General features: G+C 42.5%; 23 protein-coding genes and 1 pseudogene. 20 read left to right on the forward strand and 4 right to left on the reverse strand.

What is annotated here, in order from left to right:
- The 3 genes and pseudogenes from UF75_RS08160 to UF75_RS08170 all read left to right on the forward strand — a co-directional run.
- Window positions 1–732, forward strand: a pseudogene (locus tag UF75_RS08160) (metallophosphoesterase); the annotation flags it as partial.
- Between the two features lie 207 nt (window positions 733–939).
- Window positions 940–1,230, forward strand: a complete 291-nt coding sequence (locus tag UF75_RS08165; protein ID WP_045574112.1) for a nucleotidyltransferase domain-containing protein — start codon at window positions 940–942, stop codon at window positions 1,228–1,230.
- A complete protein-coding gene (locus UF75_RS08170; RefSeq protein WP_045574113.1) occupies window positions 1,227–1,553 on the forward strand; it encodes a DUF86 domain-containing protein in 327 nt (108 codons plus the stop codon). Before UF75_RS08165 ends, UF75_RS08170 begins: the two co-directional genes overlap by 4 nt.
- A gap of 135 nt (window positions 1,554–1,688) precedes the next feature.
- On the opposite strand, the gene UF75_RS08175 is transcribed toward UF75_RS08170, so the two are convergent.
- Window positions 1,689–2,111 (reverse strand): VOC family protein, encoded by a 423-nt coding sequence (locus tag UF75_RS08175; protein WP_045574114.1) that lies wholly within the window; start codon window positions 2,109–2,111, stop codon window positions 1,689–1,691.
- 189 nt (window positions 2,112–2,300) lie between these two features.
- Here UF75_RS08175 and sbcD point away from each other — a divergent pair, with 189 nt between their 5' ends.
- The 16 genes from sbcD (at window position 2,301) to UF75_RS08260 (ending at window position 21,426) form a co-directional block, all read left to right on the forward strand.
- Window positions 2,301–3,650, forward strand: a complete 1,350-nt coding sequence (sbcD, locus tag UF75_RS08180) for an exonuclease subunit SbcD (protein WP_082075066.1) — start codon at window positions 2,301–2,303, stop codon at window positions 3,648–3,650.
- Window positions 3,647–7,261: an SbcC/MukB-like Walker B domain-containing protein gene (locus UF75_RS08185; protein ID WP_045574115.1), complete on the forward strand. Its 3,615-nt coding sequence runs from the start codon at window positions 3,647–3,649 to the stop codon at window positions 7,259–7,261. The genes sbcD and UF75_RS08185 overlap by 4 nt, the downstream gene beginning before the upstream one ends.
- 224 nt (window positions 7,262–7,485) lie before the next feature.
- Window positions 7,486–8,262 carry an IclR family transcriptional regulator gene (locus tag UF75_RS08190; protein WP_045574116.1) on the forward strand — a complete coding sequence of 259 codons (777 nt, stop codon included), beginning with the start codon at window positions 7,486–7,488 and terminating at the stop codon, window positions 8,260–8,262.
- Window positions 8,263–8,647: 385 nt separating this feature from the next.
- Window positions 8,648–9,898: a (Fe-S)-binding protein gene (locus UF75_RS08195; RefSeq protein WP_045574117.1), complete on the forward strand. Its 1,251-nt coding sequence runs from the start codon at window positions 8,648–8,650 to the stop codon at window positions 9,896–9,898.
- A gap of 138 nt (window positions 9,899–10,036) precedes the next feature.
- A complete protein-coding gene (locus UF75_RS08200; protein ID WP_045574118.1) occupies window positions 10,037–11,341 on the forward strand; it encodes an FAD-binding protein in 1,305 nt (434 codons plus the stop codon).
- Between the two features lie 18 nt (window positions 11,342–11,359).
- The gene (locus tag UF75_RS08205) at window positions 11,360–12,736 is read left to right on the forward strand and encodes an FAD-linked oxidase C-terminal domain-containing protein (protein ID WP_045574119.1); all 1,377 of its coding nucleotides are present in this window, start codon (window positions 11,360–11,362) and stop codon (window positions 12,734–12,736) included.
- A gap of 291 nt (window positions 12,737–13,027) precedes the next feature.
- Entirely contained in the window at window positions 13,028–13,375 is a 348-nt protein-coding gene (locus tag UF75_RS08210) for a cupin domain-containing protein (RefSeq protein WP_045574120.1), read from the forward strand.
- Between the two features lie 381 nt (window positions 13,376–13,756).
- Window positions 13,757–15,025, forward strand: coding sequence for an ATP-grasp domain-containing protein (locus UF75_RS08215; RefSeq protein WP_045574121.1), 1,269 nt, complete (start codon window positions 13,757–13,759; stop codon window positions 15,023–15,025).
- A gap of 121 nt (window positions 15,026–15,146) precedes the next feature.
- Window positions 15,147–15,434, forward strand: coding sequence for a hypothetical protein (locus UF75_RS08220; RefSeq protein WP_045574122.1), 288 nt, complete (start codon window positions 15,147–15,149; stop codon window positions 15,432–15,434).
- Between the two features lie 85 nt (window positions 15,435–15,519).
- Window positions 15,520–16,416, forward strand: a complete 897-nt coding sequence (locus UF75_RS08225; RefSeq protein ID WP_045574123.1) for a hypothetical protein — start codon at window positions 15,520–15,522, stop codon at window positions 16,414–16,416.
- A gap of 68 nt (window positions 16,417–16,484) precedes the next feature.
- A complete protein-coding gene (locus UF75_RS08230) occupies window positions 16,485–17,369 on the forward strand; it encodes a CoA ester lyase (RefSeq protein ID WP_045574124.1) in 885 nt (294 codons plus the stop codon).
- Window positions 17,370–17,494: 125 nt separating this feature from the next.
- Window positions 17,495–18,751 carry a malic enzyme-like NAD(P)-binding protein gene (locus tag UF75_RS08235; RefSeq protein ID WP_045574125.1) on the forward strand — a complete coding sequence of 419 codons (1,257 nt, stop codon included), beginning with the start codon at window positions 17,495–17,497 and terminating at the stop codon, window positions 18,749–18,751.
- A gap of 206 nt (window positions 18,752–18,957) precedes the next feature.
- Window positions 18,958–19,461: a DinB family protein gene (locus UF75_RS08240; protein WP_045574126.1), complete on the forward strand. Its 504-nt coding sequence runs from the start codon at window positions 18,958–18,960 to the stop codon at window positions 19,459–19,461.
- Window positions 19,462–19,684: 223 nt separating this feature from the next.
- Window positions 19,685–20,596 (forward strand): RluA family pseudouridine synthase, encoded by a 912-nt coding sequence (locus UF75_RS08250; RefSeq protein ID WP_045574128.1) that lies wholly within the window; start codon window positions 19,685–19,687, stop codon window positions 20,594–20,596.
- 246 nt (window positions 20,597–20,842) lie between these two features.
- Window positions 20,843–21,160 carry a nitrous oxide-stimulated promoter family protein gene (locus tag UF75_RS08255; protein WP_045574129.1) on the forward strand — a complete coding sequence of 106 codons (318 nt, stop codon included), beginning with the start codon at window positions 20,843–20,845 and terminating at the stop codon, window positions 21,158–21,160.
- A gap of 2 nt (window positions 21,161–21,162) precedes the next feature.
- Window positions 21,163–21,426: a hypothetical protein gene (locus UF75_RS08260; protein WP_045574130.1), complete on the forward strand. Its 264-nt coding sequence runs from the start codon at window positions 21,163–21,165 to the stop codon at window positions 21,424–21,426.
- A gap of 17 nt (window positions 21,427–21,443) precedes the next feature.
- On the opposite strand, the gene UF75_RS08265 is transcribed toward UF75_RS08260, so the two are convergent.
- Window positions 21,444–21,641: a hypothetical protein gene (locus UF75_RS08265; protein WP_045574131.1), complete on the reverse strand. Its 198-nt coding sequence runs from the start codon at window positions 21,639–21,641 to the stop codon at window positions 21,444–21,446.
- A gap of 153 nt (window positions 21,642–21,794) precedes the next feature.
- On the reverse strand, window positions 21,795–23,012 hold the full coding sequence (locus tag UF75_RS08270; protein ID WP_045574132.1) for an MFS transporter: 1,218 nt from the start codon (window positions 23,010–23,012) through the stop codon (window positions 21,795–21,797).
- A 184-nt stretch (window positions 23,013–23,196) separates the two neighbouring features.
- Here UF75_RS08270 and rbr point away from each other — a divergent pair, with 184 nt between their 5' ends.
- Window positions 23,197–23,784 (forward strand): rubrerythrin, encoded by a 588-nt coding sequence (gene rbr / locus UF75_RS08275; RefSeq protein WP_045574133.1) that lies wholly within the window; start codon window positions 23,197–23,199, stop codon window positions 23,782–23,784.
- A 67-nt stretch (window positions 23,785–23,851) separates the two neighbouring features.
- Here the strand turns inward: rbr and lpdA are convergent, their stop codons facing one another.
- Window positions 23,852–25,240 (reverse strand): dihydrolipoyl dehydrogenase, encoded by a 1,389-nt coding sequence (gene lpdA, locus UF75_RS08280; protein ID WP_045574134.1) that lies wholly within the window; start codon window positions 25,238–25,240, stop codon window positions 23,852–23,854.
- Window positions 25,241–25,410: the final 170 nt, after the last annotated feature.

The following is a 25,410-nucleotide window of genomic DNA, read 5'->3' on the forward strand; positions in this document are numbered from 1 at the left end:
ACCCATTTTGCCTTTCTCGATAGTTCACGCGGCTGGACGGAAAAACGAGCGATTCCAGAAGAGCAATATCAATGGTTAGAAAAAGACTTAGAGAAGGCTCAAGGTAAGCGTATTTTTGTAATAACCCACATTCCGCCCACTGATCCGAGAACAAAGACTGAACCCAACCCCTATCCCCAAATGCCTGAGTCTCAAAAAGCGGGGCTGATTCAACAGGAAATGAGTAAGTTGAGCGGTACCAGTAACCTCGATCACGCTTTTAAAGACAAAGAAGAGGCTAAACGCTTTGAAGGCCTAATGACTAAGTACAAGGTGGATACGGTGTTTTTGTCACATATCCATGCTTATTTTAGTTTTGTTAAAGGGGATGTGCGATATATCATTAGTGGAGGGGCCGGGGCAGAACTTTTGACCAAGGATAGTTATTATCATTTTCTTCGGGTTAAAGTGACCGATAAGGAAAATTACCTTGAAGTTGTGGAACTTCCGTCTCCGCCGAACGTTATTATGGATCGCTATATTGCAGCGGGGCAGATGTTTGCTCGGTCGATTTACAAGGAGTACACCACAATAGTGTATGGAATTGGACTAGCTATCCTCTTGGTTATTGGAGGGATACTTTGGATTTATCGCAAGAATTGGTGGGCCTATCTTCAGCGTCTGGGGCGGTGGTTTTTCGAAATTACCAAGTTTTCGGTATTAAAGTACAAAGAAATTGTTAAGAAGAAATAATTAGATTGAAGGTGCTTTGCTCATGCATTAAGGATGGCGGGAATGCTAAGGTTCCGCCAGCCGCTACTAACAGCGTGTATACGCAATGACTAAATTTGCAGGAGATAACAATGTCTTTAAAGGGACGTTGGATTCGGAGTTAGATGACAGCCGAGAAAGAGTTTATTATTATGGAAAAATACGGTATAATATTTTGAGGTGATTTCAATGCAGGCTATTAAAGATATCATTAATAAGCGAGACCAGATTATTAGTATTGCATCTCATTACAAAATGTTTAATGTTAAGCTATTTGGTTCTGTACTTAGAGAAGAGGAAAACGCGGAAAGTGACATAGACTTTTTGGTTGATTGTGAAGATGATTGTTCTCTGTTTGACCTTATCTCACTGAAATATGATTTAGAAGAAATTTTAGGTAGAAAGATTGATGTGGTCACTTCTGATTCTGTGCATTGGACTTTAAAGGACAGGATAGCACAGGAGGCTAGACCCATATGAAAGATGACAAGGTGTTTCTTCAAAACATCCTAGAGTGCATCGTGAAGATTGAAACATATACCAACTCTGGTAAAGAAGAATTCATGAGTTCAGACCTCATTCAAGATGCGGTTATTCGGAATCTCGAAATAGTTGGAGAAGCCACAAAGAGAGTATCACAAGGAATTAAAGAACAACACCAAGAAATACCATGGAGACAAATGGCCGGATTACGAGATGTGTTAATACATGATTACATGGGAATTAGCCTAAAAATTGTTTGGAATGTGGTACTGAACGAGTTGCCTCAACTTAAAGTTAAGATTATAGAATTATTGGATTAAGCACTGGACTTTTTTGGTTTAGTGCTTGTTTATATTTGGAGCGTGGTTAAGCATATAGCAATAGTTGGCACAAATGTTACGCCCCTGAGGAATAGGCTTATTACCTACAGTTCTCAGGGGCGTCTGTTCCCGATTTTACTTATCTGGCTTACATGAGACCATCCACATTACACCAAACTTATCTGTAAATTTAGCAAATAATGGACTAAAAAACGTTTCTTGTAGATCCATCTCAAGGGTGCCGCCTTGGGATAATGCTTCAAACATAGCTTTTGTTTCATCTTTGGTATCAAATCCTAATGAGAAAGCAATATTGTTACCGACACTGTAGGGTAGCTTAGGGAGAGTATCTGAGAAGCGAATTATATGGCCATTCTTTCTTAATTCAGCATGCATTACTAGATTTTTAACCTGATCCGGTACCGGAAAGGCTGGATTTGGTGGTGCATCGCCAAAATGTAATATTTCGCATTCCCCGCCCAGAACTGTTTGGTAGAACGTTACTGCTTCTTCACAATTCCCGTTAAACACTAAGTAGGGTATTAACCAATCACTCATCTAAAAGCCTTCTTTCATTAAATAATTGAATATATTATGTTCAATATCTGCTTAAGTAGACATTCTATAGTTAAAAAGAAAATACTTCAATCTTAAAACCCAAAATTGTCCACACCCTTTTGTCTAGGACTTGTTCTATAATGAGATTATAAAAATGATATTGAGTTAAAGGGAAAGGGGTTAATACCCATGCGAATTTTACATACCTCAGATTGGCACCTCGGACGAACGCTCGAAGGGCGCAGTCGAATTGAAGAACAAATAAAGTTTATCAATGAACTTTGCACGATCGTAGAAGATGAAAAGGTCGATCTTGTCTTAATTGCTGGAGACGTCTTCGATACCGTTAATCCGCCCGCCATTGCGGAAGAACTTTTTTATGATGCACTTAATCGATTATCTGCTGACGGAAAACGTGCAGTTGTGGCGATTGCTGGAAATCACGATAATCCGGAGCGTCTTTGTGCAGCAAGTCCTCTTGCGATTAGGAATGGGATCACACTTTATGGTCTGCCTAAACAAATCCTCGTACCTAGTCTACTGGTACAGCCGAATCAAGGTAGAGTAGTAAGAGTTGCTGCAGGCCTTGGGTGGGCAGAGTTACATATTCCCAGTTGCCCGGATCCAGCCATTGTGGCCATGTTACCCTATCCTTCTGAGTCTCGGCTCAATGAGGTTTTAAGTGTAAGTCTTGATGAAGAAATATTGCGCGCGGAATACTCAAAGCGTGTACAACAATTATTTAGCTCGTTTGGGCAAGCCTTTCGTCCGAATGCAGTTAACCTTGGGGTAAGTCACCTTTTCGTGAGAGGTGGTATGAAATCCGAGTCAGAGCGTCCGATCGAACTAGGAGGTGCCCCAACAGTTGAGGTGGAGGCGATGCCTTCCGGAGCTCAATACGTTGCGCTTGGACATTTACACCGAGCTCAGGCGGTTAAAGGAGCGGCTGTTCCGACTCGTTATTCAGGGTCCCCACTTGCATATAGTTTTTCTGAATCAGGGTATGCCAAATCTGTGATCCTTGTGGTGGCTCATCCAGGGCAAGCAGTAACGACCCAAGAAATTTTCTTAAGTGCGGGTTACCCTCTGGTGAAATGGCAGGCCAAGGAGGGCTTTGCCCAGGCGCAGCGCTGGATTGATGAGGGTAAGGATCTTCACGCTTGGATTGATCTGGAGGTTAATGTGACCAATGCACTGCATCCACAAGAGATCCACTCCCTAAGGCAGCAACGGGAGCGGCTTGTGAATATTCGCCCTATTTTCCCAGAGACAGAACAGATTGTTTTAGAATCCAGATCAAAGATGCCGATTCATGAACTCTTTCGAAAGTTCTATCAAGATAAAACGGGCGGAGCTGAGCCAGAGGAAGAATTAGTTTCTATGTTTTTATCCTTAATTGATCCTAACGAAGGCTTTAAAAGATACGAAGGTAACGATACTAACGATGCTATCGATGCTATCGATGCTATCGAGCCCGAATATTTAGAAATAGAACCCCTAGCTCGAACAATTACGACTGAGGATGGTGAGACGGCATGAGACCCATTCGTTTAAAGATCGCTGGTTTGAACAGCTTCAGGGAAGCCCAAGAGATAGACTTTTCGATACTATGCGAAACCGGGGTGTTTGGGATTTTCGGCTCTACTGGAAGTGGAAAATCGACAATTCTTGACGCCATCACACTCGCGCTTTACGGAACGGTCGAACGTGCGGCCAATAATACGCAAGGAATTCTTAACTACGCGGAAGAGCAGCTCACGGTGGAGTATATGTTTAGCCTTTCAACGGGAAATCAAGTGAAGTCTTACCGAGCAGAACGCGCCTATCGACGTTCTGGGGCCCGTACAGTTAAAGCGTCAACCTGCCGTTTGGTAGAGATCGACAGCGGAGTGGAAACGGTTATAGCTTCTAAGGCCGATGATATGACGAAGAAAATTGAGGATGTGCTAGGCCTTACTGTCGAAGATTTTACCCGTGCGGTGGTTCTCCCTCAAGGGAAATTTGCCGAGTTTTTAACGATAAAACCCAAAGATCGACGTCTGATGCTGGAAAGGCTATTTTCCCTTGAAGCTTACGGTAGGGAACTTTCCGCTCGGCTAGTCGAACAAATGGAAAAGGCCAAATTTACCTTAAATGGGACAGAACAACGGCAACAGGGTTTGGGTGATGCTTCCGAAGAGCGGGTCAAAGAGGCAGAAGCGGACTATAAAAGTGCAATTTTAAACTTAGGCAGGATTTCTAAGGAATGGACAACTTTAAAAAAAGAGTATGATCGTGCTCAGGAACTATGGAGACTTCAAGTACAATTACAACAAATAGGGGACAAAGAAAAAGAATTGGCAGCAAAACAACTTAACATAGATAAAACAGCTGAGCGCTTAAGTATAGCGGAGCGGGCGGAAGCGGTCCGTCCCATCTTGGAAGAAGTCGGCGTCACAGAAGAACGGTTCAAACAGGCTAAAGAGCAAGTTGAAAACGCCCACAGAAGATTGATAACGGCTAGAGCTGAAAAGGATACGTTAGAGGGGAAATGGGCTGAGGGCAACAAAAAAAGAATTGAAGCTGAACCACGTTGTCTACGCCGACTGGAACAACTCGAACAGGCTAAGAGCCTAGAAAATGATATCCAAGTTAGAGATGAACGGTTAAACGAAACACGTCACAACTATGGGGAGTTGGATCGAGTCTGCAAAGAGTTGGAACAAGCTATTCAGGTTCTGAACCATAAAAAAACAGATATGCAGAAACAACAGCTCGGCTTGAAAAGCCAATTACTGAACCTTTCAATCGACCCGGAGCAACGGACAAAGGTTAATTCGGCGGCCCAAGCTCTAGAAGCCTATCAGATAGTATCTAAACAAGTGGAAGGGTTGCAAAGGGAGCTTGAAGTAAAGTCCTCTGAAATATATGAGTGGGATTTAATCAGGCAGACGATTGTGAAGGAAGTTCAAGTTGCTCAGGAAACGGTAGAACAAATAACAGAATCCCTGAATCGTAGGCAACAAGCTCCGCCAGTTCGAGAGGATAGCTTAAGTGAACAAGCTCAGGAATTAGAACGCTATCGGCATAGAATTGATACTATAGAGCGGGCCGAGCAGGATAGGGCCCAGGAACAAGAACGCTTAGGAATTATTTTGGAGAATTGCCAAAAGGTGCAGGCTGAAATTGAAGGAAGGGAGGACGAACAGTCCAGAATTTGGGCTAGCGTTCAAGCCGCCAGATCATGGATAGAGACAAAATTGGCTGAAGTCAAAGGACTAGAACAAAAGAATCTCGCGGGATTACTGGTTGAAGGCCTAGCTGAAGGAGAAGCATGTCCGGTGTGTGGTTCGTCTCATCACCCTAAACCTGCTCAAGGTTTTGATGAGGATGTCTTAGACAAGGCGAAAAGTGAGCTGGATCAGGCCTCACGAGAACTCCAAGGGTTGGAGGAAACGTTAACGAATGGGATAACGGCCCTAGCAGTAGCCAAGGCACAGCTGTTGTCTAAACGAGAACTTGAACAAAACCAGTTAAACCTTCTTAAGCTTAAAGAACAAGCAATTCTCAATGAGCGTGAAGAACTTTCAGGGCCAGATCGCAATAGGGCTGCCCAAGATTTAAAGGTTCAACTGATAGAACAAGAATCTAAGCTGACAAATGATCGGCTTAACTTGAATCAATGGAAAACTGAACTTGAGCAATGGGAGCGTAAGCTGGAGGAAGCCCAGCGCAAGCAAGCAGAAGTAGAGAAGAAACAGCATAGTACGAGTGCACAAATTGCTTCCGTTGAGGGTCTAGGAAGTGGAATCCGGAATCAGCTCAACCAATTGCTCAAAGAACAGAGCCAGAGGAAAGAGCGCTTGGACACTCTGCGTGGAGAAATTGCTCTTTCAGAAATCTTGTTATTACAGGAACGATATACGAGTTGGGACCAAACGACAAGCCATTTAACGCAGGAGTTATCAGTTCTTGAAGAGGGTTTAAGAGAAACGGATGAGGCTTATCAGCGGCTCTCGCAAGAAAAGACCCATTGTGAGCTAAAACTGCAGAATCTGAAAACGGTCGGAAGTGAAGCTGCTCGTAATCTTAAAGAAATCAAGCAAAAATGGGACGATTTAACCGAGGGAAAGCCAGCCTGCGAACTCATCGAGCAAGTTAAAGTTGAGTTGGCACTTGTCATAGAAATTGAAGAAAAACTTAAGAACAGCTATGAGCTGGCCAATGGACTATGGACACAAGCGGAACAAACCCTGGCAGTTAACCAAAAGACCTTGGAAATTTCTAAAGAAGGGTTTGAAGGAGCTCAGCTCAAACTACAACGAGGTCTAAAAATAGCGCAATTTCCGACAGCGACAGCGGCTTATAATTCCCTATGCGATCTTCCTGAAAGGATAAAAATGGATCAAGATATTTCGTCCTTTCAACAAGAGGTCCTAATCTGGAAACAAAAACGCCAAGAAGTTGAAGAGCGACTTCAAGGACAAAGCCTTCGTCCAGAAGAATGGCTTGCTTGGCCTATTCGATTAAAAGAGATGGAGCAGGCTCATAACGAAGCAATAGAAAGACGAGGCGTCACCCAACTATCACTTGAAAGGCTTAACGAAAAACACGAAGAATGGATGCGCCTTGAAATTGAAAGAAAGGCACTTAACCATCGGCTCAGCTTATATAAGACCTTGCAAACGGTTTTTAAAGGGAATTCCTTTGTTGAGTTTATCGCCCAAGAACAATTGACCAATGTTGCTATAGATGCTTCAGAGCGCCTTAAAGAATTAACCAACCAACGTTATGCCTTGGAGGTCGACTCAGAGGGTGGTTTTATTATGCGCGACGATGCAAACGGAGGAGTACGCCGCCCAGTGAATAGTTTATCAGGAGGGGAAACATTCCTCACAGCACTTGCCCTGGCTTTGGCCTTGTCCACTCAAATTCAATTACGAGGGGAGTCTCCTCTAGAGTTCTTTTTTCTCGATGAAGGATTTGGGTCACTGGATGCTAACCTTCTTGAAACTGTGATGAACACGCTAGAAAAACTTCATCTTCAAAATCTGACAATCGGGATTATTAGCCATGTTCCTGAACTTAAAAATAGGCTTGCTCGTCGTTTAATCGTCACTCCTGCCGAGGCTGGTGGAACAGGAAGTAAAGTCCAGTTAGAAATGGCCTAGCAAATATCGGCACTCCCCTTAGAGATCTGTCCACCACATCCCAGAAAGATATTGTATCCCTTTGATCACTTGCCAGAAAGATAAACATTTAGAAAATTTTAACCTTGACTAAAGTTTCTAAAAAGGTATACTATTCGCAATAAGGGAATTAAGAAACGAAGTTTCACATATTAAAACCGATTGAGAATTGTTTCGAATTTCATGTCAGAATGGGAGGGTTATTAGTGTCTGAAAAATATGTGCAAACTCTTGAGCGTTCTCTAGATGTTCTTGAAGTACTTGCCCAAGCGGAAGAACCTTTAGGGGTAACTGAAATCGGAAATCGCATTAGTTTGCATAAAAGCACGGTGCACCGTATTTTGCAAACTCTATGTCACAGGGGCTATGTTGAGAAGAAAAAGGATCATGAGCGTTATCAATTAGGTATAAAAATTATTGAATTAGGGATTCGCTTTTTCAATGATTTAGAAATCCGGAAAGTGGCAGCTCCTGTTCTTAGCGACTTAGTGAAAGTTCTAGATGAAGTGGCCCACCTCGTGCTCCCCGATGAGGGAGAAATAGTTTATATCGATAGAGCAGAAAGTTCCCAAGTTGTCAGTATGCATTCTAAAGTAGGTCGCAGGGCTCCAATGCATTGTACTGCAGTTGGGAAAGCGCTACTTTCAACAATGCCTGAAGAGGAAGTCCGACACATTCTTGAACAAAAAGGAATGACAAGCTATACTCCCAATACAATAACTGATATAGATACCTTATTGGTTGAGCTTAGGCAAATTAAAGCGACTAAAATCTCGATTGAAAAGGAAGAAAACGAAATTGGAATTATATGTCTCGGAACTCCGATTTTCGATTATTCTGGACAGGCAATTGGAGCAATAAGTGTCTCTGGACCAGCTAGTAGGATTCAAGAAAAGGGAATTACACGTATTGGTGAAGAAATGAAAAAATCAGGAGAACGTATTTCAGCGAACCTAGGTTTTGATTTTTATAAGCGATCCTAATTCTAAAATTTGATTGCTACGCTTTTGCTCAGCGAGATTGTATGTAAGTTAATAAGAAAATATCTAATTTTTAGAAAGTTCCCTATTGACGATTAATCAATATAAGTTAATAATAGAGATATGGATATATTGAAACTGGGTTTTACCTGTTAAAACGTTATCTTGAAAAAGGACCATTAATCAAGGTGTTACTCAAAAAGGTAAACGCTTTAAATGAAGGGGGAGACATACAAAGTCAATGGCTCAGAGACCATGGTCGCAATATAAAGTTTACTTGACGATTCAGCTCCTACAGATGATAAGAGTATCAAGTTGTTAAACCTTGTTTCGCATCATCCTTTTATCCGTCTGGTAGTCTGAAATATGGGAGTGAGGGGGAGTATCAGTGGGAGTTTTGGCAGACGTATATGAAATGCTCAACACGTGTAACAAGTGTGGTGGTTGCCATACAGCCTGTAAGACCTATAAATTGACTGGGTCAGAGGAAATGTCTACACGCGGAAGAATCCAGCTCATCAAAGCTGTCGCCGATGGGAAATTAGAACCTAATCAAGAGTATGAAGATGCTATCATGAGCTGTCTGTTGTGTGGAGAATGTGCAGTCACTTGCCCAAACGGTGTACATGGTAATGAACTCGTCATGGCTGCGCGGCGAGATCTAAAACTAAGAAAAGGAATCAAGCCATTTGCTAAGTCTTTTGCTTTAAATACTTTAGCAAGTCCGAAGAGGTTGGGTATGGGATTCAGTCTTTTCAAAGGAGTGGGCAAAAGTGTCCTCAATAAAATTGATGGACTGGACTATTTTCGCGGTATTGATATTCGAAACTTCCCTACTGCCAAAAAACCATTTTTGGAGCAGGTCCCAGAGAAGATTACGGTGCAACATCCAAAGCATAAAGTCGGATTTTATGTGGGCTGTTTTCTCAATTACTCCTTAGACCAAACCGCTCATTCTGTTGTTAAAGTGTTAACGAAAAATGACTGTGAAGTTATTATTCCAAAAGATCAAGTGTGCTGCGGTCTTCCGCAATATGCTTATGGTGACTTCGAAACAGCGAAAAGAAACGCCCGCATAACTATTGATACCTTTTTAGATAAGTATAGCGATGCCGAAGTTGTTCTCACTGCCTGTGCGTCCTGTGCTGCGATGCTTAGACATGATTATCTAACGCTCTTTGCCGATGAGCCGTCGTATCTTTCAAAAGTTAAATTATTTTCTGAAAAAGTGGTAGAATTTTCAGAATATATGGCAAAGATTGGTGTCGATCAGAGCAAACTTCATAATTCAAGTCCTCTAACAATCACCTATCATGATCCTTGCCACATGGTTCGGGGTCTTAAGGTAACAAAGCAGCCTCGGCAATTGTTGCAAATGATTCCTCGGGTTGAATATAAGGAAATGTTTGAAGCCAACCGTTGTTGCGGGGCAGCCGGTTTAATACAAGCCTTCTATCATGAGGTATCAACAGATATCACAGTTCAGAAGACACAAAACATCAAGGATACCAATGCAGATTTGGTGGCTACAAGTTGCCCGGCTTGCATGTTGAGACTTCAAGGTGGCATAAACAAAGCCGGTCAAAAACAAAAGGTTATGCATGTTGCCGATGTAATAGCCAACGCTTACGAAGACTAATTGAACGTAAGAATTACATTAACTTTGTATAGGGTCTGACCATTACAACTCATCATGGTCTGGCCGAAAATCGAAAAATTCCCTTTGCGGAACATGCTGACCGCAAGTTCTAGTAAATGAGTGGAAGGGCGGGTAGTCATGAGTAACGTCAATATCAGTAAGCTAAAAGGGATTGTCGGTGATGCCAATGTCATCGATTCCCTTTCCGAAATGGCTAAATATCTAAAAGGTCAAGGTAAGCCTGTAGTCGTCGTCTTACCTGGGAATACTTCTGAAGTTTCGAGTATCGTCAAACTGGCGAATGAGCAGAATGTGAAATTAGCAGTAGGCGGGGCAGTCGTCAATACCCAGGGGATTACGGGTGGGATCGCGATGGTTATGTCCCGGATGAACCAGATTTTAGAAATGGATCATCTAAACCTTGTGGCGGTCGTCGAACCAGGAGTTCTTCATAAGGAATTTCTTCTAAAAGTTGCGGAAGCCGGATTAAACTTTCCTCCGGAGCCCTATGAAGTCGAAACCAGTTCGGTTGGCGGCTGCTTTGCGATTGGGGATTCCGATTCTAAATCCTTTGAATATGGTCCTACCCGGACGTTCCTTTTGGGATTTGAAATGGTTCTCCCGACCGGGGAAATCCTGGATATCGGAAATAAATGTATTAAGAACGTTTCCGGTTTAGATTTTATCCACTTCGCTGTCGGAAGCCAAGGAACATTTGGGATTTTCACCAAACTTCTGGTGAAGCTCTTACCTGCACCGGAAGCTAAAAAAGCAGTGATTGGAACGTTCGCATCCATGCATAAGGCGAATGCAACCTTCAATAACCTGATTAAGCGGAATGTGCTTCCGACCCGGATGAATCTCATCAATGCATCCCTTGCGAAAAATGCCAAACCCGGAACGGAAGGGCAACTTGTGATCATTGATTTGCAGGGCTTTAAAGAGTCGGGTAAAAACATCGCGAATGAAGTTGCTGCAGTTCTTACCTTGGGTGGAGGCTCTGATGTAAAGATCATTGAGGACGAGGTTGAGTATGATCAAGTGATCAATGGTTGGCTTAAAGTTCGCGCCTACCTCAATGCAAAACCGGAGCAAACCGTGGAGTTTGCGGTTGGCCCGATGAAAATGCCTCAAGCCCTGGCTCAGCTGGAAGCGCTTACCGGAGATCTAGGGGCTTATCCTGGCGTAATTGTCGAAGGACTTCTCGGATTTGTTGGTTTGGCTCTGCCCGAGGGAACCGATAAACTTGCTTTAGCCAGGAAAGTGAATAAACTGGCGATGTCCCTGGGCGGAAACGTGAAGGGCCTCTTGGGTCATAAGCTCAAAGCTGAAGTTTACAATGATGCGGAAATGTGGAAGCAAACCACAAGTTTGCTCAGTGAACTGCGTCAACAATTTGACCCCAAAGGGATTCTCAACCCTGGGGTAAGTCTAGAGGCTTAAGAAGAAGGAGGTCTGAATATGTTAAGCCAAACGGTTGTTAAGCGGCTGAAGGAAATTGTTGGGGAGAAAAACGTGGTTACAGACAAAGTGGGTCTGTTGACCTATGGTTATGACGGCACGTTATTATCTGGTGAAGCGTTAGGAGTCGTTTCTCCGCAAACAACGGAACAAGTCGTTGAAATCGTCAAATTGATGAACGAGCACAATATTAAACTTGTTCCCCGGGGTGCTGGTACGAATGAGAGTGGTGGAACCATTCCTTCTGAAGAGTCTGTGGTGATTAGCTTTACTAAAATGACTAAAATTCATGAAATAGACACTGAAAACTTTGTAGCAGTCGTTGAGCCTGGAGTGATCAATTTTGACCTTCAAGTTGAACTTGAAAAGAAGAAATTCTATTTTCCTCCCGATCCGTCGTCCTTTAAGGCCTCAACAATAGGAGGGAATGTTGGTGAATGCTCCGGTGGACCGAAATGTTTTAAATATGGGGTTACCCGCGATTATATCTTGGGTCTGGAAGTCGTTCTCCCGAATGGCAAAGTCATTCAAACGGGGGGGCGTAATTTCCAAAGTGAGCCGGGTTATGATTTAACTCGAATCATTGTTGGCGCGGAAGGAACCCTAGGATTGGTCACCAAAGTTTTCGTCCGTATCATACCGATACCCAGAGCCAAGAAAACAATGCTGGCTATTTACGATAAAGTTGAAGATGCTTCTCAAACTGTTGCCGATATAGTTGCTGCCGGTATTATTCCGACAACCCTGGAATTGATGGATAATTTGCTTATCAATACGACTGAGGATTTTACCCATGCCGGGATTCCCCGTGACGCTGGAGCTGTTCTCATTATTGAGGTTGACGGATATCCGGAAGATATGGACGGGCAAGTCAAGACGATTGGTGACATCGCCAAAACAATTGCCAAAGAATTTAAAGTTGCTCAATCGGCAGTTGAAGTGGATCAAATTTGGACTTCAAGGCGTAGTGCTTTCGGATCTGTTGCTCGCGTTAGACCATCGTATGGTGTTAATGATATTACGGTTCCGAGGAGTAATTTCCCAAAAGCGATTGGGGGAGTCCTTAAAGTAGCAAAAGATTTTGATGTGACGATCGGAGTTGTGGCCCATGCCGGTGACGGAAATCTTCATCCGCTAATTCTTTTCGATCAACGGAATAAAGAGGAAACTGAAACCGTCCATGCTGCTGAACAGGCGCTCTGTATGATGGCTCTTGATCTCGAGGGTACAATAAGTGGTGAGCACGGAATCGGGCTCGTCAAGAAGAAGTATCTTGATAAGGAGTTTACACCCGCTGCTATGGAAGCTTTTAGAAAGATTAAGAGAAGCTTTGATCCGACCAATCGCTTTAACCCAGGTAAGGTCATCGACCTATAATTTTTCATTAAAGGATTTCCTTCAAGTGGCTTATGATGCTGCTCTGGTGTTCACACTGGAGCAGTATTTTCCCCAATTAACGCGTATTTTCTGTTTCTAATCTCGGAATTTCCGTTTAATTAATTTTTATACATAGAACGGTATTTCTCATAATAACGGGGATAAACTATATCGTAGCTTTGCGTGGCCTTCATATGATCGTTTAAAGTTCATGACGCTGCGCTACAGGTGTGATTAATTTCAATGTATCCGAGGGTGAGAATACTGACTATTAATTGAAGGAGGGTTACCTTGGAAGACAGAGTTTTTCGTCTCAACGAACTGGCCCAGTTTGATGCTAGTGCTCCGCAGAAAGTAATGGTTTACCAGACAGATAAGACTTTAGGTGCTATGTGGTGTTTAGAACCAGGGCAAGAGGTGTTTCTCCATCAACATCCTAATGCGGATGATGTGTGGATTTGCCTGGAGGGAGAGTCGGGTCAATATTTCGCTGGAGAAGGGCAAGAAGTAAACATAAAAAAAGGGATGGCCATTCTTGCTAAAGCAGGGCAAACTCACGGCATGCGTAATACAGGTAAAGATCGGTTCGTGTTTATTGGAGTTGTTGGTCCAGTACCCGCTGAAACGATTAAGTTATAAAATAACTTTGAAAAATTAACTATTTTTTATATTGACTAATTAGACAATAAGATAGATAATAGTATTAAAGCAAAATGAAACTGAGTTTCACATAGTAAAACAAAGTGAATTCGTTTCTGTTGTAATTTCAAGAACCCCACAAATACCCAGTAAAAAATGAGCTGCGTAGAAGGGAGGGGAAATTCTCTTTTAATTGATATTTGGTAATTGTTCAGAGCCTTCCCTTGATTTAGGTTATGACACAGGAGCTTGGCTGAATTTAACTAAGTATCGAAAAGGGAAGGAAAAGTTACCTTCTAAGCAGGAATCAAATTTTGGGTTGGGATGATCATTAAGCGACCTAAATAGTTGCAGAAAATTTCATTATGGAAGTGATAACGTATGGCAAAATTTTTAGAGTACCAGGGAAAAGAATGGCTTAGAAAAGCAGGACTGCCTGTTCCACAAGGCCGCGTAGCTTCTTCTCCTGAAGAAGCCAAAAAGATTGCTGAGGAGATTGGCAAGGCTGTAGCCGTTAAAGGTCAAGTTCAGGCCGGAGGGCGTGGCAAGGCGGGAATTGTTAAACTGGTTAATACACCTGACGAAGCGGCTGGGGCTGCAACCGAAATTTTTGCTAAGAACGTCATGGGAGTACCCGTAAAACAGGTTCTTATCGAGGAAAAACTGGACATTAAAAAAGAGTATTATTGCTCATTTGTTGTTAATGGAGCAAGAGAAGCTCGTTCTCCAATGCTCATGTTCAGCACTGAGGGCGGCATGGACATCGAAAGTGTCCCGGAAGACTTGCTTTTCAAGGTTAACATCAATCCTATTAACGGTTTACAAATTTATGATGCCGTTGATCTCTGTGCTCGGGCTGGAATTCCAGCTCAAGATCTCAGTAAGTTTGCAAGTTTCCTAACCAAACTTTCACAAGCTTACAAAAAATATGATTGTCAAACCTTAGAGATTAACCCATTCATCATGACAGGTAGCGGTAGCTTGGTTTGCGCGGATTGTAAAATGGAAATTGACAATAGTTCCGTTGGCCGTCATCCGGAATTTGGAATTTCAATTGCTCGCGATTTACCAGGAGCGCCTACAGAATTGGATCTCATTGGGTGGAGTATCGAAGAAACCGATGCTCGTGGTACCGGGTTCCTTATGAATATGGGCTATGACGAAGTAAGTCCAGGCTACATTGGCTATCATCCCATAGGCGGCGGTTCAGCGATGATGGGGCTAGACGCTCTCAACCAAGTAGGTCTTAAGCCCGCTAACTATGCTGACACCAGTGGTAACCCCGTTGGTTCAAAGATTTATCGCGTTGCCAAGTGTGTTCTATCTCAGCCAAATATCGACGGCTATTTGCTCGGCGGATTTATGATGGCAAATCAGGAACAGTGGCATCATGCCCATGCTATCGTTAAGGTACTTAGGGAAGTGCTACCGACACAGAAACCTGGATTACCCTGCGTTCTACTGCTCTGTGGCAACCGGGAAGATGAATCTCTAGAAATTCTTAGGACGGGGCTTGCGGACCTTATGACTCCTGACGGCCCGGGCAAGAGAATCGAGATTTATGGCAAAGAGTATGTAACTGATACAAAATTCATAGGACAAAGACTCTTAGCTCTTAGTAATGAATACAGAGCCGAAAAAGAATCTTAAAGAAAACCCGGCTTCGCTGAGCCTTGGCGAAGGCGAAACCGTTGGTTGCACTTATGCTCCAGAAAGTATGTAACTGAAAGTTATACTTTCTGAAATAGTACAAGGAAAGTAGGGGAAACCTATGCTGGAATTCGCAGAAAAAACTCTGAAAGTCAAAATCGATACCAGCAAGTGTGATACATGTGAGACTAAGGCATGTGCTGAAGCGTGCAAAAAGTACGCCAGAGGTTTGCTTGGGATTGACGACCAAGGTAGAGCTTCGGTTGCACATCGCGATGCGGAAGAAGTTTTGCGTCTCGGAACTGAGTGTTTAGCATGTGAACTCGCTTGTAAGACCAAAGGTAACAACGCCATAACCATTGAGATTCCTGTTAAAGGTTTGGATGAGTACCTTCAAAAGCGACAATAGTATTAAGTTATGAAATTAAAGTAAAATCAAGGAACAGCCAAGCGTTAGGTTCCAAACGTAGCAAAATGTTAAATGAGGGATAAGAATGGGCATTTTGATCAATAAAAATACAAAGGTAATCGTCCAAGGGATAACGGGCCGTGAAGGATCCGTCCGGACAAAATACATGAAAGAATACGGTACTAAAGTGATCGGTGGAACCAGTCCGGGAAAAGCTGGGGAACTGGTACATGAAGTTCCAGTTTTTAACACCGTCAAAGAGATTGTTCGTGAGCAAGGCGAAATCGATTTCAGTGTTATCTTTGTACCAGGTAAGATCTTAAAAACAGCTGTTTATGAAGCAGTCGATGCCGGAGTAAAGAATATTATTCCTTGCGTTGAGGGTACTCCGATCCACGATATTATGGAAATGATAGCCTATGCCAATTCTAAAGGCTCAAGACTCCTTGGACCTGGATCTATCGGGATTATTACACCAGGTGAAGCTGTCGTAGGCTGGCTCGGCGGAAACAAAGAATGGGCCAATAGATTCTTCCAAAAGGGAAGTATCGGGGTTTTCTCCCGTAGTGGTGGTCAGTCGGGGACTATTCCTTGGTTACTAAGAGAAGGGGGATTTGGAGTAAGTACCGTAATTCATACGGGAACAGAACCAGTCCTTGGGACGTCCATGGCGGACTTACTTCCATTATTCGAAGCTGACCCAGAAACAAAAGGCGTTGCGGTCTATGCCGAAATTGGCGGTACGCAAGAAGAAGAGTGTGCCGAAGTTATTGCAGCGGGTCAATTCACGAAACCCTTCGTAGTCTATGTAGCAGGGGCATGGGCACCAGCTGGAATGCGATTCTCTCATGCGTCAAATATTGTTGAGCGTGGGCGAGGATCCGCTAAGAGTAAAATGGAAGCTATAACTAAGGCTGGAGGATTTGTGGCCGAGACTCCAACCGATATTCCAATTATTTTAAAAGAGAAGATTAAAGAGTAAGCGCAGAGGTATTCCAAGGGTTAAACCCTTAAAAAAAAATAAAACTAAAATTGTAGGGGGTAATACTAATGACAATTATGAGATCTGTAATGTATATTCCTGGAAACAATCCTAAAATGGTTGCCAAGGCTCCTGAATTTCCGGCTGACATTGTTACGCTTGACCTTGAAGATTCCGTTCCACCCGCTGAAAAAGAAGCTGCTCGTCAAATCGTACGCGAAAACCTCAAATATGCAGGCACTGGCGGTGCAGAAGTCTATGTCCGTATTAATAATTGGGAAACTGAATTAACCAATGATGATCTGGAAGCCATTGTTTATGAAGGCCTGAGTGGAGTTACCTTAGCGAAAACTGGCTGCGCTGCTGACGTACAACGTCTCGATTGGAAACTAGAGGAACTCGAGCGTCGTCGTGGCTTAGAGGTAGGAACCGTTAAAATCTCCATGTTGCTTGAAACTGCTAAAGGGATTATCAATGCTGCGGAGTGTTGCCTAGCTAGTAAGCGAAACGTTAATGCTATTTTCGGCGCAGTCGACTATTGCCGTGACATGCGCGTAAAGTTAACCAATGAAGGGGTTGAACAACAATATGGACGCGCCCATGTGGCAGTAGCTTGCCGTGCGGCTAGAATTGTTGCAATCGATGCTCCTTTCGTTGACTTCAAGAATATTGAAGCTTTTGAAAGAAACGTTGCCGAAGGGCGTCAAATGGGTTATGAAGGCCGTATGATCATTCACCCGGGACAAATCGAACCCTCTAATCGTATGTATTCCCCTGATCCTGCCGACGTTGAATGGGCTGGCGGAGTAGTGAAAGTGTTTGAAGAAGAAGGTATTGCTAAGGGTAAAGCATCCGTTTCTTATAACGGTAAAATGGTTGACACCCCTGTATACCTGAATGCTCTGGATATCATTGCTGCTCAAGCTGAAATTGACGCAAAAAACGCTAAGTAAGATGTACAAAAATTGTTTGGTTACCGCTTTGTAAAGGAGGTGACCAAACAATTTGTTGCTTGATCAACATATAAAGTATAGGATGTCCTTAGGTAATTAAGAAAAGTTAAGGGAGGAAGATGAATATGACACGTATTAAAAATCTCCGTGAAGAAGCTCTGGCGTTTCATACAGTGAAACCAGGTAAACTTGAAGTTAGAGTGACATGTCCTACTCAAGACAGAGATGATTTGACACTTGCTTATTCTCCTGGAGTCGCCGAACCCGTTTTGGAGATTGCCAAAGATCCTGCCAATCTTGATATTTATACAAACCATGCTAATTTTGTGAGCATTGTTACCGATGGTTCTGCTATTCTTGGACTTGGAAATCTTGGAGCTGCTGCTTCTATGCCTGTAATGGAAGGTAAAGCACTTCTTTTTAAAGCCTTTGGAGATGTCGATGCCTTTCCGCTTGCTTTAAATACCAGAGATGTTGATAAAATCGTAGAAATCGTTGAATTAACAGCTCCAACCTTTGGTGGAGTTAATCTAGAAGATATTAAAGCCCCAGAGTGCTTTCAAATCGAGGAAAAACTCAAAGCTCGTGGAATCTTTAAAGGACCTATTTTCCATGATGACCAGCATGGAACTGCAGTCGTTACCTTGGCTGGACTATATAATGCGCTCAGAGTCGTCGGAAAGAAAATTGAAGACGTTAAAGTTGTTGCCAATGGAGCAGGCGCCGCTGGAATTGCGATCATTAAGCTTTTGATGAGTGTGGGGCTTAAAAACGTCATCATGTGTGATACTAAGGGCGCTATTTATCAAGGCCGTACAGTTGGTATGAACCCTTGGAAAGAACAAATCGCAGCAGCAACAAACCCTGATAAGTTCAGCGGTGATCTTGCTGGAGCACTCGTGGGTGCAGACGTGTTCATTGGAGTATCAGCTGCAAACGTTCTCAACGAAGATATGATTAAATCCATGGCAAAAGATCCCATCTGTTTCTGTCAAGCTAACCCAATCCCGGAAATCTGGCCCATCGAAAGGGCAATTGAAGCTGGGGCTGCCGTTATTTCGACGGGTCGTTCTGATGTGAAAAACCAAATTAACAACGTATTAGCCTTTCCGGGAATGTTCCGAGGTGCCATTGATGTTAGAGCAACTGATATAAATGATGCCATGAAGATTGCCGCTGCAAAAGCAATCGCTGATTGCGTTTCCGCCGAAGAACTTAATGCTGATTTTATCATGCCGAGCACTTTAAACCCCGAAGTGGCTCCAGCTGTGGCAGCCGCTACAGCAAAAGCTGCTATCGATAGCGGGATTGCTAGAAACCCGATTGATCCAGCTTGGATCGCTGATAATCTCAAGAAGAGGTTAGCAAACCAATATAAATAATAGGAATTTGTTCATGAATAAAAGCCCTCTCAAGGTAGAATTAATATCATACCTTGAGAGGGCCTTTTAATTAATTCTCAGTTACTAAGACAAGAGGATGATTGACCTAATTTAAGCTAACTGGTAATATTGGAATAAACAGGATGGACCTGGGGGGATTAGTGGCAGTTAGCTATCGGATAAATTAAGTATTAGGGGGCTTTGATATGTTTTTAACATTAACTGCATTTTTAGGGACTTGGGAGAAAGAAGCGGAATTTACACAGAGAATTCTCGATGCTTTAACGGACTCTTCCCTAAGCCAAACCATTACCGAACAGGACCGTACTATAGGTAGAATCGCTTGGCATATCGTAACAACAATCCCCGAGATGATGTCAAAAACAGGGTTAGTATTCGAAAGTATCAAAGAGGATACTCCTGTTCCGCACACTGCTCAAGAAATTGCCAATCATTATCGAGAGGCCAGTGATACCATAGTAACATCCATTAAAAATCAGTGGACGGATCAGACTCTTTTGGAGGAACGGGATATGTATGGGGAATCATGGACTATAGGCACCACATTAGATGTCCTCATCAATCATCAGATCCATCATCGAGGGCAAATGACCGTTTTGATGAGACAAGCTAATCTCAAAGTCCCTGGCATTTACGGACCGGCGAGAGAGGATTGGAGTCAATTTGGAATGGAAGCTCCTCTGGTATAATTGGCTAGTTAAAGAACTCAAGAGAGGATCTGCCATCAGAGAAATCAAGATTGAAAGCATAGAACCAAGCATAAGTTTGATTATGTTTGGTTTTCTTCTTTATTACCTGTATTATTACATTAAAGTAGTAATTAACTTGTCACTGTGGAATAATGACAGGTGGGCCCAGGTATTGAGGAAAGTTTAAAAAACTACGGATATTAAAACGATAGGGGTAAGCAGTATGCATGTACCAAGTAATAAGTTGAGAACCAAGCCAGGAAAGGAGAAGCAAACTTATCTAGAGGTGACTGAACAAGATGAGTTAATGAAGTTTTTACTTGTTCAACTTCCTAATAAAAGCCGTAACGATATTAAATCTCTTTTGGCACATCGTCAAATTTCAGTCGACAACGAAGTTATCACCCAATTTAACCATCCTCTCCTAAACGGTCAACAGGTTGTAGTAAATTGGGCTAAAGTGTTAATAGAAGAGCAACCTGCTGGACTAAATATCGTGTTTGAGGATCCATATATCATAATCATTGAAAAACAGGCTGGATTGCTCTCTATTGCAACCGCTACGGAAAAGGAGCAAACAGCCTACAGTATATTAAGTGATCATGTCAAGAAAAGGGATCCGAAAAATAAGATCTTTGTGTTGCATCGTCTTGATCGGGAAACATCGGGAGTAATGATGTTTGCCAAAAGTGAGATGATACAACAAGCCCTACAAAAGGCTTGGAAGGAAGCAATTTTAGAACGCACATATATTGTGGTGGTTGAAGGGGCAGTAACCAAAGAGCAGGGAACGATTACCTCTTGGCTGACTGAGAGTAAGGCCTTTATAATGTACTCTAGTCATACCCCTAATAATGGACAAAAGGCCATAACGCACTATAGGGTACTTAAAAAAAATAAACATTATTCTCTTTTAGAAGTTAAACTGGAAACTGGACGGAAAAATCAAATTCGCGTTCACATGAAAGATATTGGACACAGTGTGATTGGAGATAAGAAGTATGGGGCTACTAAGCATCCTATTGGACGATTAGGGCTACATGCTCAGGTTCTAGCCTTTAAGCATCCTACGACGGGTGAAGTAGTACGTTATGAGTCAGAAATCCCCAAGGTATTTCTCAATTTGTTTATTTAATTTAAAAAGAAAAAACCGGGTTTATACCCGGTCCTTTGATACGTCTTTCCCAATTTTATCAGCGTCATAAGGATATGGAATCTTCTCTGTGTTATCTGGCTTACGTGACTTGTTATTCGTTTTCTTGGTTTTGGCCATAATTACCCCCTTGTACCGTTTAAAGTCTCCTATGTAGGATTTCCTGATTAATGAATAACAATGCATTGTGTCAAACTATATCATAGGACGAAATGGAGTTAAACTAAAATGTCAAATAGGTTAGAACGTGAAAAAGCGACTATGCAAATAATGCTCAGGATGTATTGCAAAAAGCACCACCAATCTGCCGCTGGATTGTGTCCAGAATGCCAGGTATTATCTGATTATGCCTTATCTCGCCTTACCCATTGTAAGTTTGGAGAAAGTAAACCAACCTGTGGCAAATGTACAGTGCATTGCTATAAACCGGAAATGCGCCATAAAATTATTGAGGTCATGCGCTATGCCGGTCCAAGGATGCCTTTGAACCATCCCATCATGGCCATTAAACATTTAATGGATGGTTTGAAAAAGAAGGAAGGGTGAATATGGCCGTAAAAACGTATTTTCTTGAAATGAGAGGTATGCCTCACAGAGACTTGCAAGACTATTTTCTCTCAATCGGTGGAAAACAGGTTGGAAAGGGATTGTATATAGGCCCGAACTGGGAAGTAGAACTGAGTGATGAATGGCTTTGTACTTTAGGGTCAATACAAATACCAGCTACCAAAGTAACCTTTCGAGCCGATGAGGAAGAATGGACGGAAATAGTTCAGGCGTTTCGCCTGCGCTTCCTTTCAGCTGGAGGATGAAAGGAAACGCAGGCTATTTATTGGATAGCATCTTCGTAAAAGCGAGAGACTTTTTCAATCATTGGCAGACAATCTTTGCAAACGCACCAGCAGACTTCTTCCGTGGAAGATAAATCGACCTCTTTAACGATTAAAGTACACATCAGAGAGGCGGGTTTTTCCAAATGGCAAATATCGCAGGATGAACAAACAAAGGAAGTATCATTTCTTAACATTAGACTTCGCTCCTTTATTCAAAATATCTAGCCTTAATAAAGTATATTAATATTTTGAATATTATGACATTGATAGAGCGATAGTATTTTATAAGCATGGTCGATTTCATGATAGGTTAATCCTGCAATTATGACTAATAACGTGCATCTTTATTAGCCACCCACTGGCGGTTCGCTTTGTTGAAGTCTATTAAAGCGTTGAATAAATTTGCCGTAGATGAAGAACATTGCTAAAGAAGCTCCCATAAAACTAATAGCAAGCATCCATACGTTTGATCCCCCACCATAATCGTACATCATGCCCCCTAATAGGGGACCCACCATTCTCCCCCCTGAGGAAGCTCCTCCAATGATCCCTTGGTAAGTTCCAGTTTTTCCTTGCGGGGCGAGTTGAGCAGCCGCTGCTGGAACCGCAGGCAAAATAAGCATTTCACCTAGGGTTAGAATCAGCATGGCTATGATGTAGGATACATAAGGCAGCTTGCCCAATAAAATTATATACCCGATGGTTAAGAGAACAGAGGCGAGGTAAAATTGTCGTTTGAAAGACTTTGCCCAAGTTTTAATGACCCAATTGATGAGCGGCTGTAAAGTGACGATAAAGACACCGTTCAGTGTCCAAAGAACACTATAAGAAAAAAGGGAGAAACCAAGTTGGTTCATTACTACGGGCAGAATCGTGACAAGTTGAATATAAGCGCCCCAAGCAAAAAATATTCCACCACCTAAGGCAAGAAGGACCTTGAACCCGCTGTCTTTTGACAGGCGATTCGGTTGTTGCTTCTGTGAAATTGATTGAATAGGTTCCTTTCGTTCTGACACACCTATAAACACTAATAATAAATAAATAAAGAAGGCGGCGGCATTCATAGAGAAGGTAAGACTAAAAGAAACCTGAGCAATCATTCCTCCGATTGCTGTGCCAATAGCAACTCCCGCATTATTAGAGATATAAAGCATATTAAAACCCCGTCGCCCGCCTTCAGGCCAAAGGGCATGAATCAGCGCATTAAGTGGAACGAAGATAAAAGCTTGAGCTAAGCCAAACAGTATAAAGGCTGGCGCATAAACATTCCAGACGGGAAAGATCCCAATAAAACCTACGGAGAAGATAGCACCCAGGAGGCCCATAATCATGACTTTCTTAGGACCGAAACGATCGGCTAAAAAGCCGCTTATAAACTGACCTAGTAGCGACGCTAAAGCTTGAAGAGCGAGAAGACTGCCTGCTTCCGTTAAAGTACGACCTAACACTCCGTGCATAAATAGGCTATTTAAAGGCCACATTAGAGAGTTTCCGACCGATTGGATGAACCCACCGAGGATTAAAACTAAGACGGAGCGCGGTATATCTAAACGTTTTAACTTCAAACCCAAAAACCACCTTAACCCTGTATATCGATATCTATAGCAAACATAACTAATTCGACATCCGTATAAAAAAACCTTTAAAGTTAAATGATAGTCTACAAGAAATTCAATTAGGATGTTGGAGTTGCGCATACAGTAGTTAAGTTCTTAGAGAAAATGTTATTCCAAAAAAGGAGAGTGTCCTATGAAATTCTATGAGACTGAAACATTTAAGAATCTTAGCAAGGCCTTTGCCGGGGAGTCTCAAGCACGAAATCGTTATACCTTCTTTGGAGGGGTTGCCAAGAAAGAAGGGTATCAACATATTCAGGCAGTATTCGAGGAAACAGCCGCTAACGAAAGGGAACATGCTCAAATTTTTTATAAGCTTTTAATTACACATACTCAGGGAGAAACCGAGGTCATTCATGTCGATGCAGACTATCCGTTAGTTTATAAAGACACTCTGACTAATTTAAAGGCATCGGCAGCTGGGGAAAGAGAAGAGTGGGCTGTCATATATTCGCAATTCGGCAAGATCGCCCAAAAGGAGGGATTTCCCGATATTGCCAAGGCCTTTGAAACTATTGCCGAAGTCGAGAAACACCATATGAATCGTTTCGAAAAGTTTGCTCATGAGATTGAATATGGGACTATTTTCAAAAAAGATGCGCCGACTCAATGGAAATGCACCAATTGTGGATACATCCATGAGGGTCCTGAAGCACCTGAAAGCTGCCCGGCTTGCTCGCACTCCCAAGGATATTTTGAGGAATTGCCCGAAACATATTAACAATTACATATAAGCGCAGTTCGTTTGATGAACGAACTGCGCTTTTCAATATTAATTAATAAGGACCTTATGCCAAATGAAGCGGTTTACCTAAAATCCCATGGGCCGCTTCCATAATCGTCTCAGGCAAGGTGGGATGAGCGTGAACCATACTCGCTATTTCATCCCCCTTAAGTCCCTTTTCGACAGCCACGACTAACTCTTGAATCAAACTACTAGCTTGTGGTCCCATGATGCTTGCCCCCAAGATTACACCTTCTGCATCAGCTAATAGTTTAACGGTACCTACAGTCTCACCTAAAGCTAAAGCCTTACCATTAGCTGAAAAAGGAAACTTACTAACTTTATATTCAGCCCCTGAGGCTTTAAGATCCTGCTCAGTCTGTCCGACGGTAGCGATTTCCGGATGTGTGAAAATGGCACTGGAGATAGCCCTATAGCTCATTTCCACCTTATGACCTGCAATACGTTCGGCTGCAATAATTCCCTCAGTTGAGGCCACATGGGCTAACATAATTCCACCATTGACATCACCGATTGCATAGACGTTAGGAAGGTTAGTTTCTAAGTGGGTATTAACAATTAGCGCTCCCCGTTCTGTTTTCAGGTGTAAACCTTCAATATCTACTCCACGAAGATTAGGTTTGCGGCCAGCGGAAACTAGCACTCGGTCAGCTGGTATTTCTTTAACATTTCCTTTAGCATCTTCAACTTTGACGATTAAGCTATCTCCTGTTTGACTAATTTCCTTCACAGCTGTTTTTGTCATAATCTGCATGCCTGTTTTCTTTAACAAAGGAGTCAAGCGCTTCGGAATTTCCTCATCAATATTTGCCAAAAGATTAGGCAACATTTCAACCACAGAAACTTCTACGCCCAAGGTTTGATAGATCGAAGCAAATTCAAGACCGATAACTCCCCCACCGATAATTACTAGTTTTTTCGGTAATTCATTTTCAAAAAGAATTTCATCACTAGTAACTACCCCTGGTAAGTTTATCCCTGGAATAGGAATACGGATAGGAACAGACCCGGTTGCTAAGATAACGTTATCGACCGTAAATTCTTCGGCTCCTGCATCAGTTATCGCCACTAACTTTCCTTGCTCTTTAAATTCACCCCAACCCGCTACCACTCGTACCTTAGCCGCTTTCATAAGTTGATAAACACCATTAACTAACGTATCTACAATATGGTCTTTACGTTGCATAACTTTAGTAAAGTCAAAGCTAAGCTCTCTTGCAAATAAACCAAATTCTTCTGCTTTATTCATTTCGCGCCATAATTCAGCACTTTTAACTAGGGCCTTAGTTGGAATACAACCACGGTTAAGACAAGTACCACCTAACTTTTCCCCCTCTATCAAAACGACACTCATTCCTAGCTGTGCAGCACGCAAAGCGCAGACATAGCCTCCAGGTCCGCCCCCCAAAATTCCAACTTGAAAATGTTCCATGAGATACTTCTCCCTTCTTCGAACCCTAATTTTCTATGTAGTAGTATGTCCCATTATAAAATGTTTCTAAGATATCACAACCCCTTAAATCATCAACGTCAAATAAGCAGAAAAAGACGAACTACATAATTCTTTAATATCAACTAATCTTACAAAATTATGGTTAAATT

The sequence above is a fragment of the Desulfosporosinus sp. I2 genome (assembly GCF_000960765.1).
Taxonomy (GTDB): domain Bacteria; phylum Bacillota; class Desulfitobacteriia; order Desulfitobacteriales; family Desulfitobacteriaceae; genus Desulfosporosinus.

Bases quoted from the DNA above. Each gene is read 5' to 3' on its own strand.
- UF75_RS08165 (WP_045574112.1), top strand. From the start codon at position 940: ATGCAGGCTATTAAAGATATCATTAATAAGCGAGACCAGATTATTAGT.
- UF75_RS08170 (WP_045574113.1), top strand. From the start codon at position 1,227: ATGAAAGATGACAAGGTGTTTCTTCAAAACATCCTAGAGTGCATCGTG.
- UF75_RS08175 (WP_045574114.1), bottom strand. From the start codon at position 2,111: ATGAGTGATTGGTTAATACCCTACTTAGTGTTTAACGGGAATTGTGAA.
- sbcD (WP_082075066.1), top strand. From the start codon at position 2,301: ATGCGAATTTTACATACCTCAGATTGGCACCTCGGACGAACGCTCGAA.
- UF75_RS08185 (WP_045574115.1), top strand. From the start codon at position 3,647: ATGAGACCCATTCGTTTAAAGATCGCTGGTTTGAACAGCTTCAGGGAA.
- UF75_RS08200 (WP_045574118.1), top strand. From the start codon at position 10,037: ATGAGTAACGTCAATATCAGTAAGCTAAAAGGGATTGTCGGTGATGCC.
- UF75_RS08205 (WP_045574119.1), top strand. From the start codon at position 11,360: ATGTTAAGCCAAACGGTTGTTAAGCGGCTGAAGGAAATTGTTGGGGAG.
- UF75_RS08215 (WP_045574121.1), top strand. From the start codon at position 13,757: ATGGCAAAATTTTTAGAGTACCAGGGAAAAGAATGGCTTAGAAAAGCA.
- UF75_RS08220 (WP_045574122.1), top strand. From the start codon at position 15,147: ATGCTGGAATTCGCAGAAAAAACTCTGAAAGTCAAAATCGATACCAGC.
- UF75_RS08225 (WP_045574123.1), top strand. From the start codon at position 15,520: ATGGGCATTTTGATCAATAAAAATACAAAGGTAATCGTCCAAGGGATA.
- UF75_RS08230 (WP_045574124.1), top strand. From the start codon at position 16,485: ATGACAATTATGAGATCTGTAATGTATATTCCTGGAAACAATCCTAAA.
- UF75_RS08235 (WP_045574125.1), top strand. From the start codon at position 17,495: ATGACACGTATTAAAAATCTCCGTGAAGAAGCTCTGGCGTTTCATACA.
- UF75_RS08240 (WP_045574126.1), top strand. From the start codon at position 18,958: ATGTTTTTAACATTAACTGCATTTTTAGGGACTTGGGAGAAAGAAGCG.
- UF75_RS08250 (WP_045574128.1), top strand. From the start codon at position 19,685: ATGCATGTACCAAGTAATAAGTTGAGAACCAAGCCAGGAAAGGAGAAG.
- UF75_RS08255 (WP_045574129.1), top strand. From the start codon at position 20,843: ATGTCAAATAGGTTAGAACGTGAAAAAGCGACTATGCAAATAATGCTC.
- UF75_RS08260 (WP_045574130.1), top strand. From the start codon at position 21,163: ATGGCCGTAAAAACGTATTTTCTTGAAATGAGAGGTATGCCTCACAGA.
- UF75_RS08265 (WP_045574131.1), bottom strand. From the start codon at position 21,641: ATGTTAAGAAATGATACTTCCTTTGTTTGTTCATCCTGCGATATTTGC.
- rbr (WP_045574133.1), top strand. From the start codon at position 23,197: ATGAAATTCTATGAGACTGAAACATTTAAGAATCTTAGCAAGGCCTTT.
- lpdA (WP_045574134.1), bottom strand. From the start codon at position 25,240: ATGGAACATTTTCAAGTTGGAATTTTGGGGGGCGGACCTGGAGGCTAT.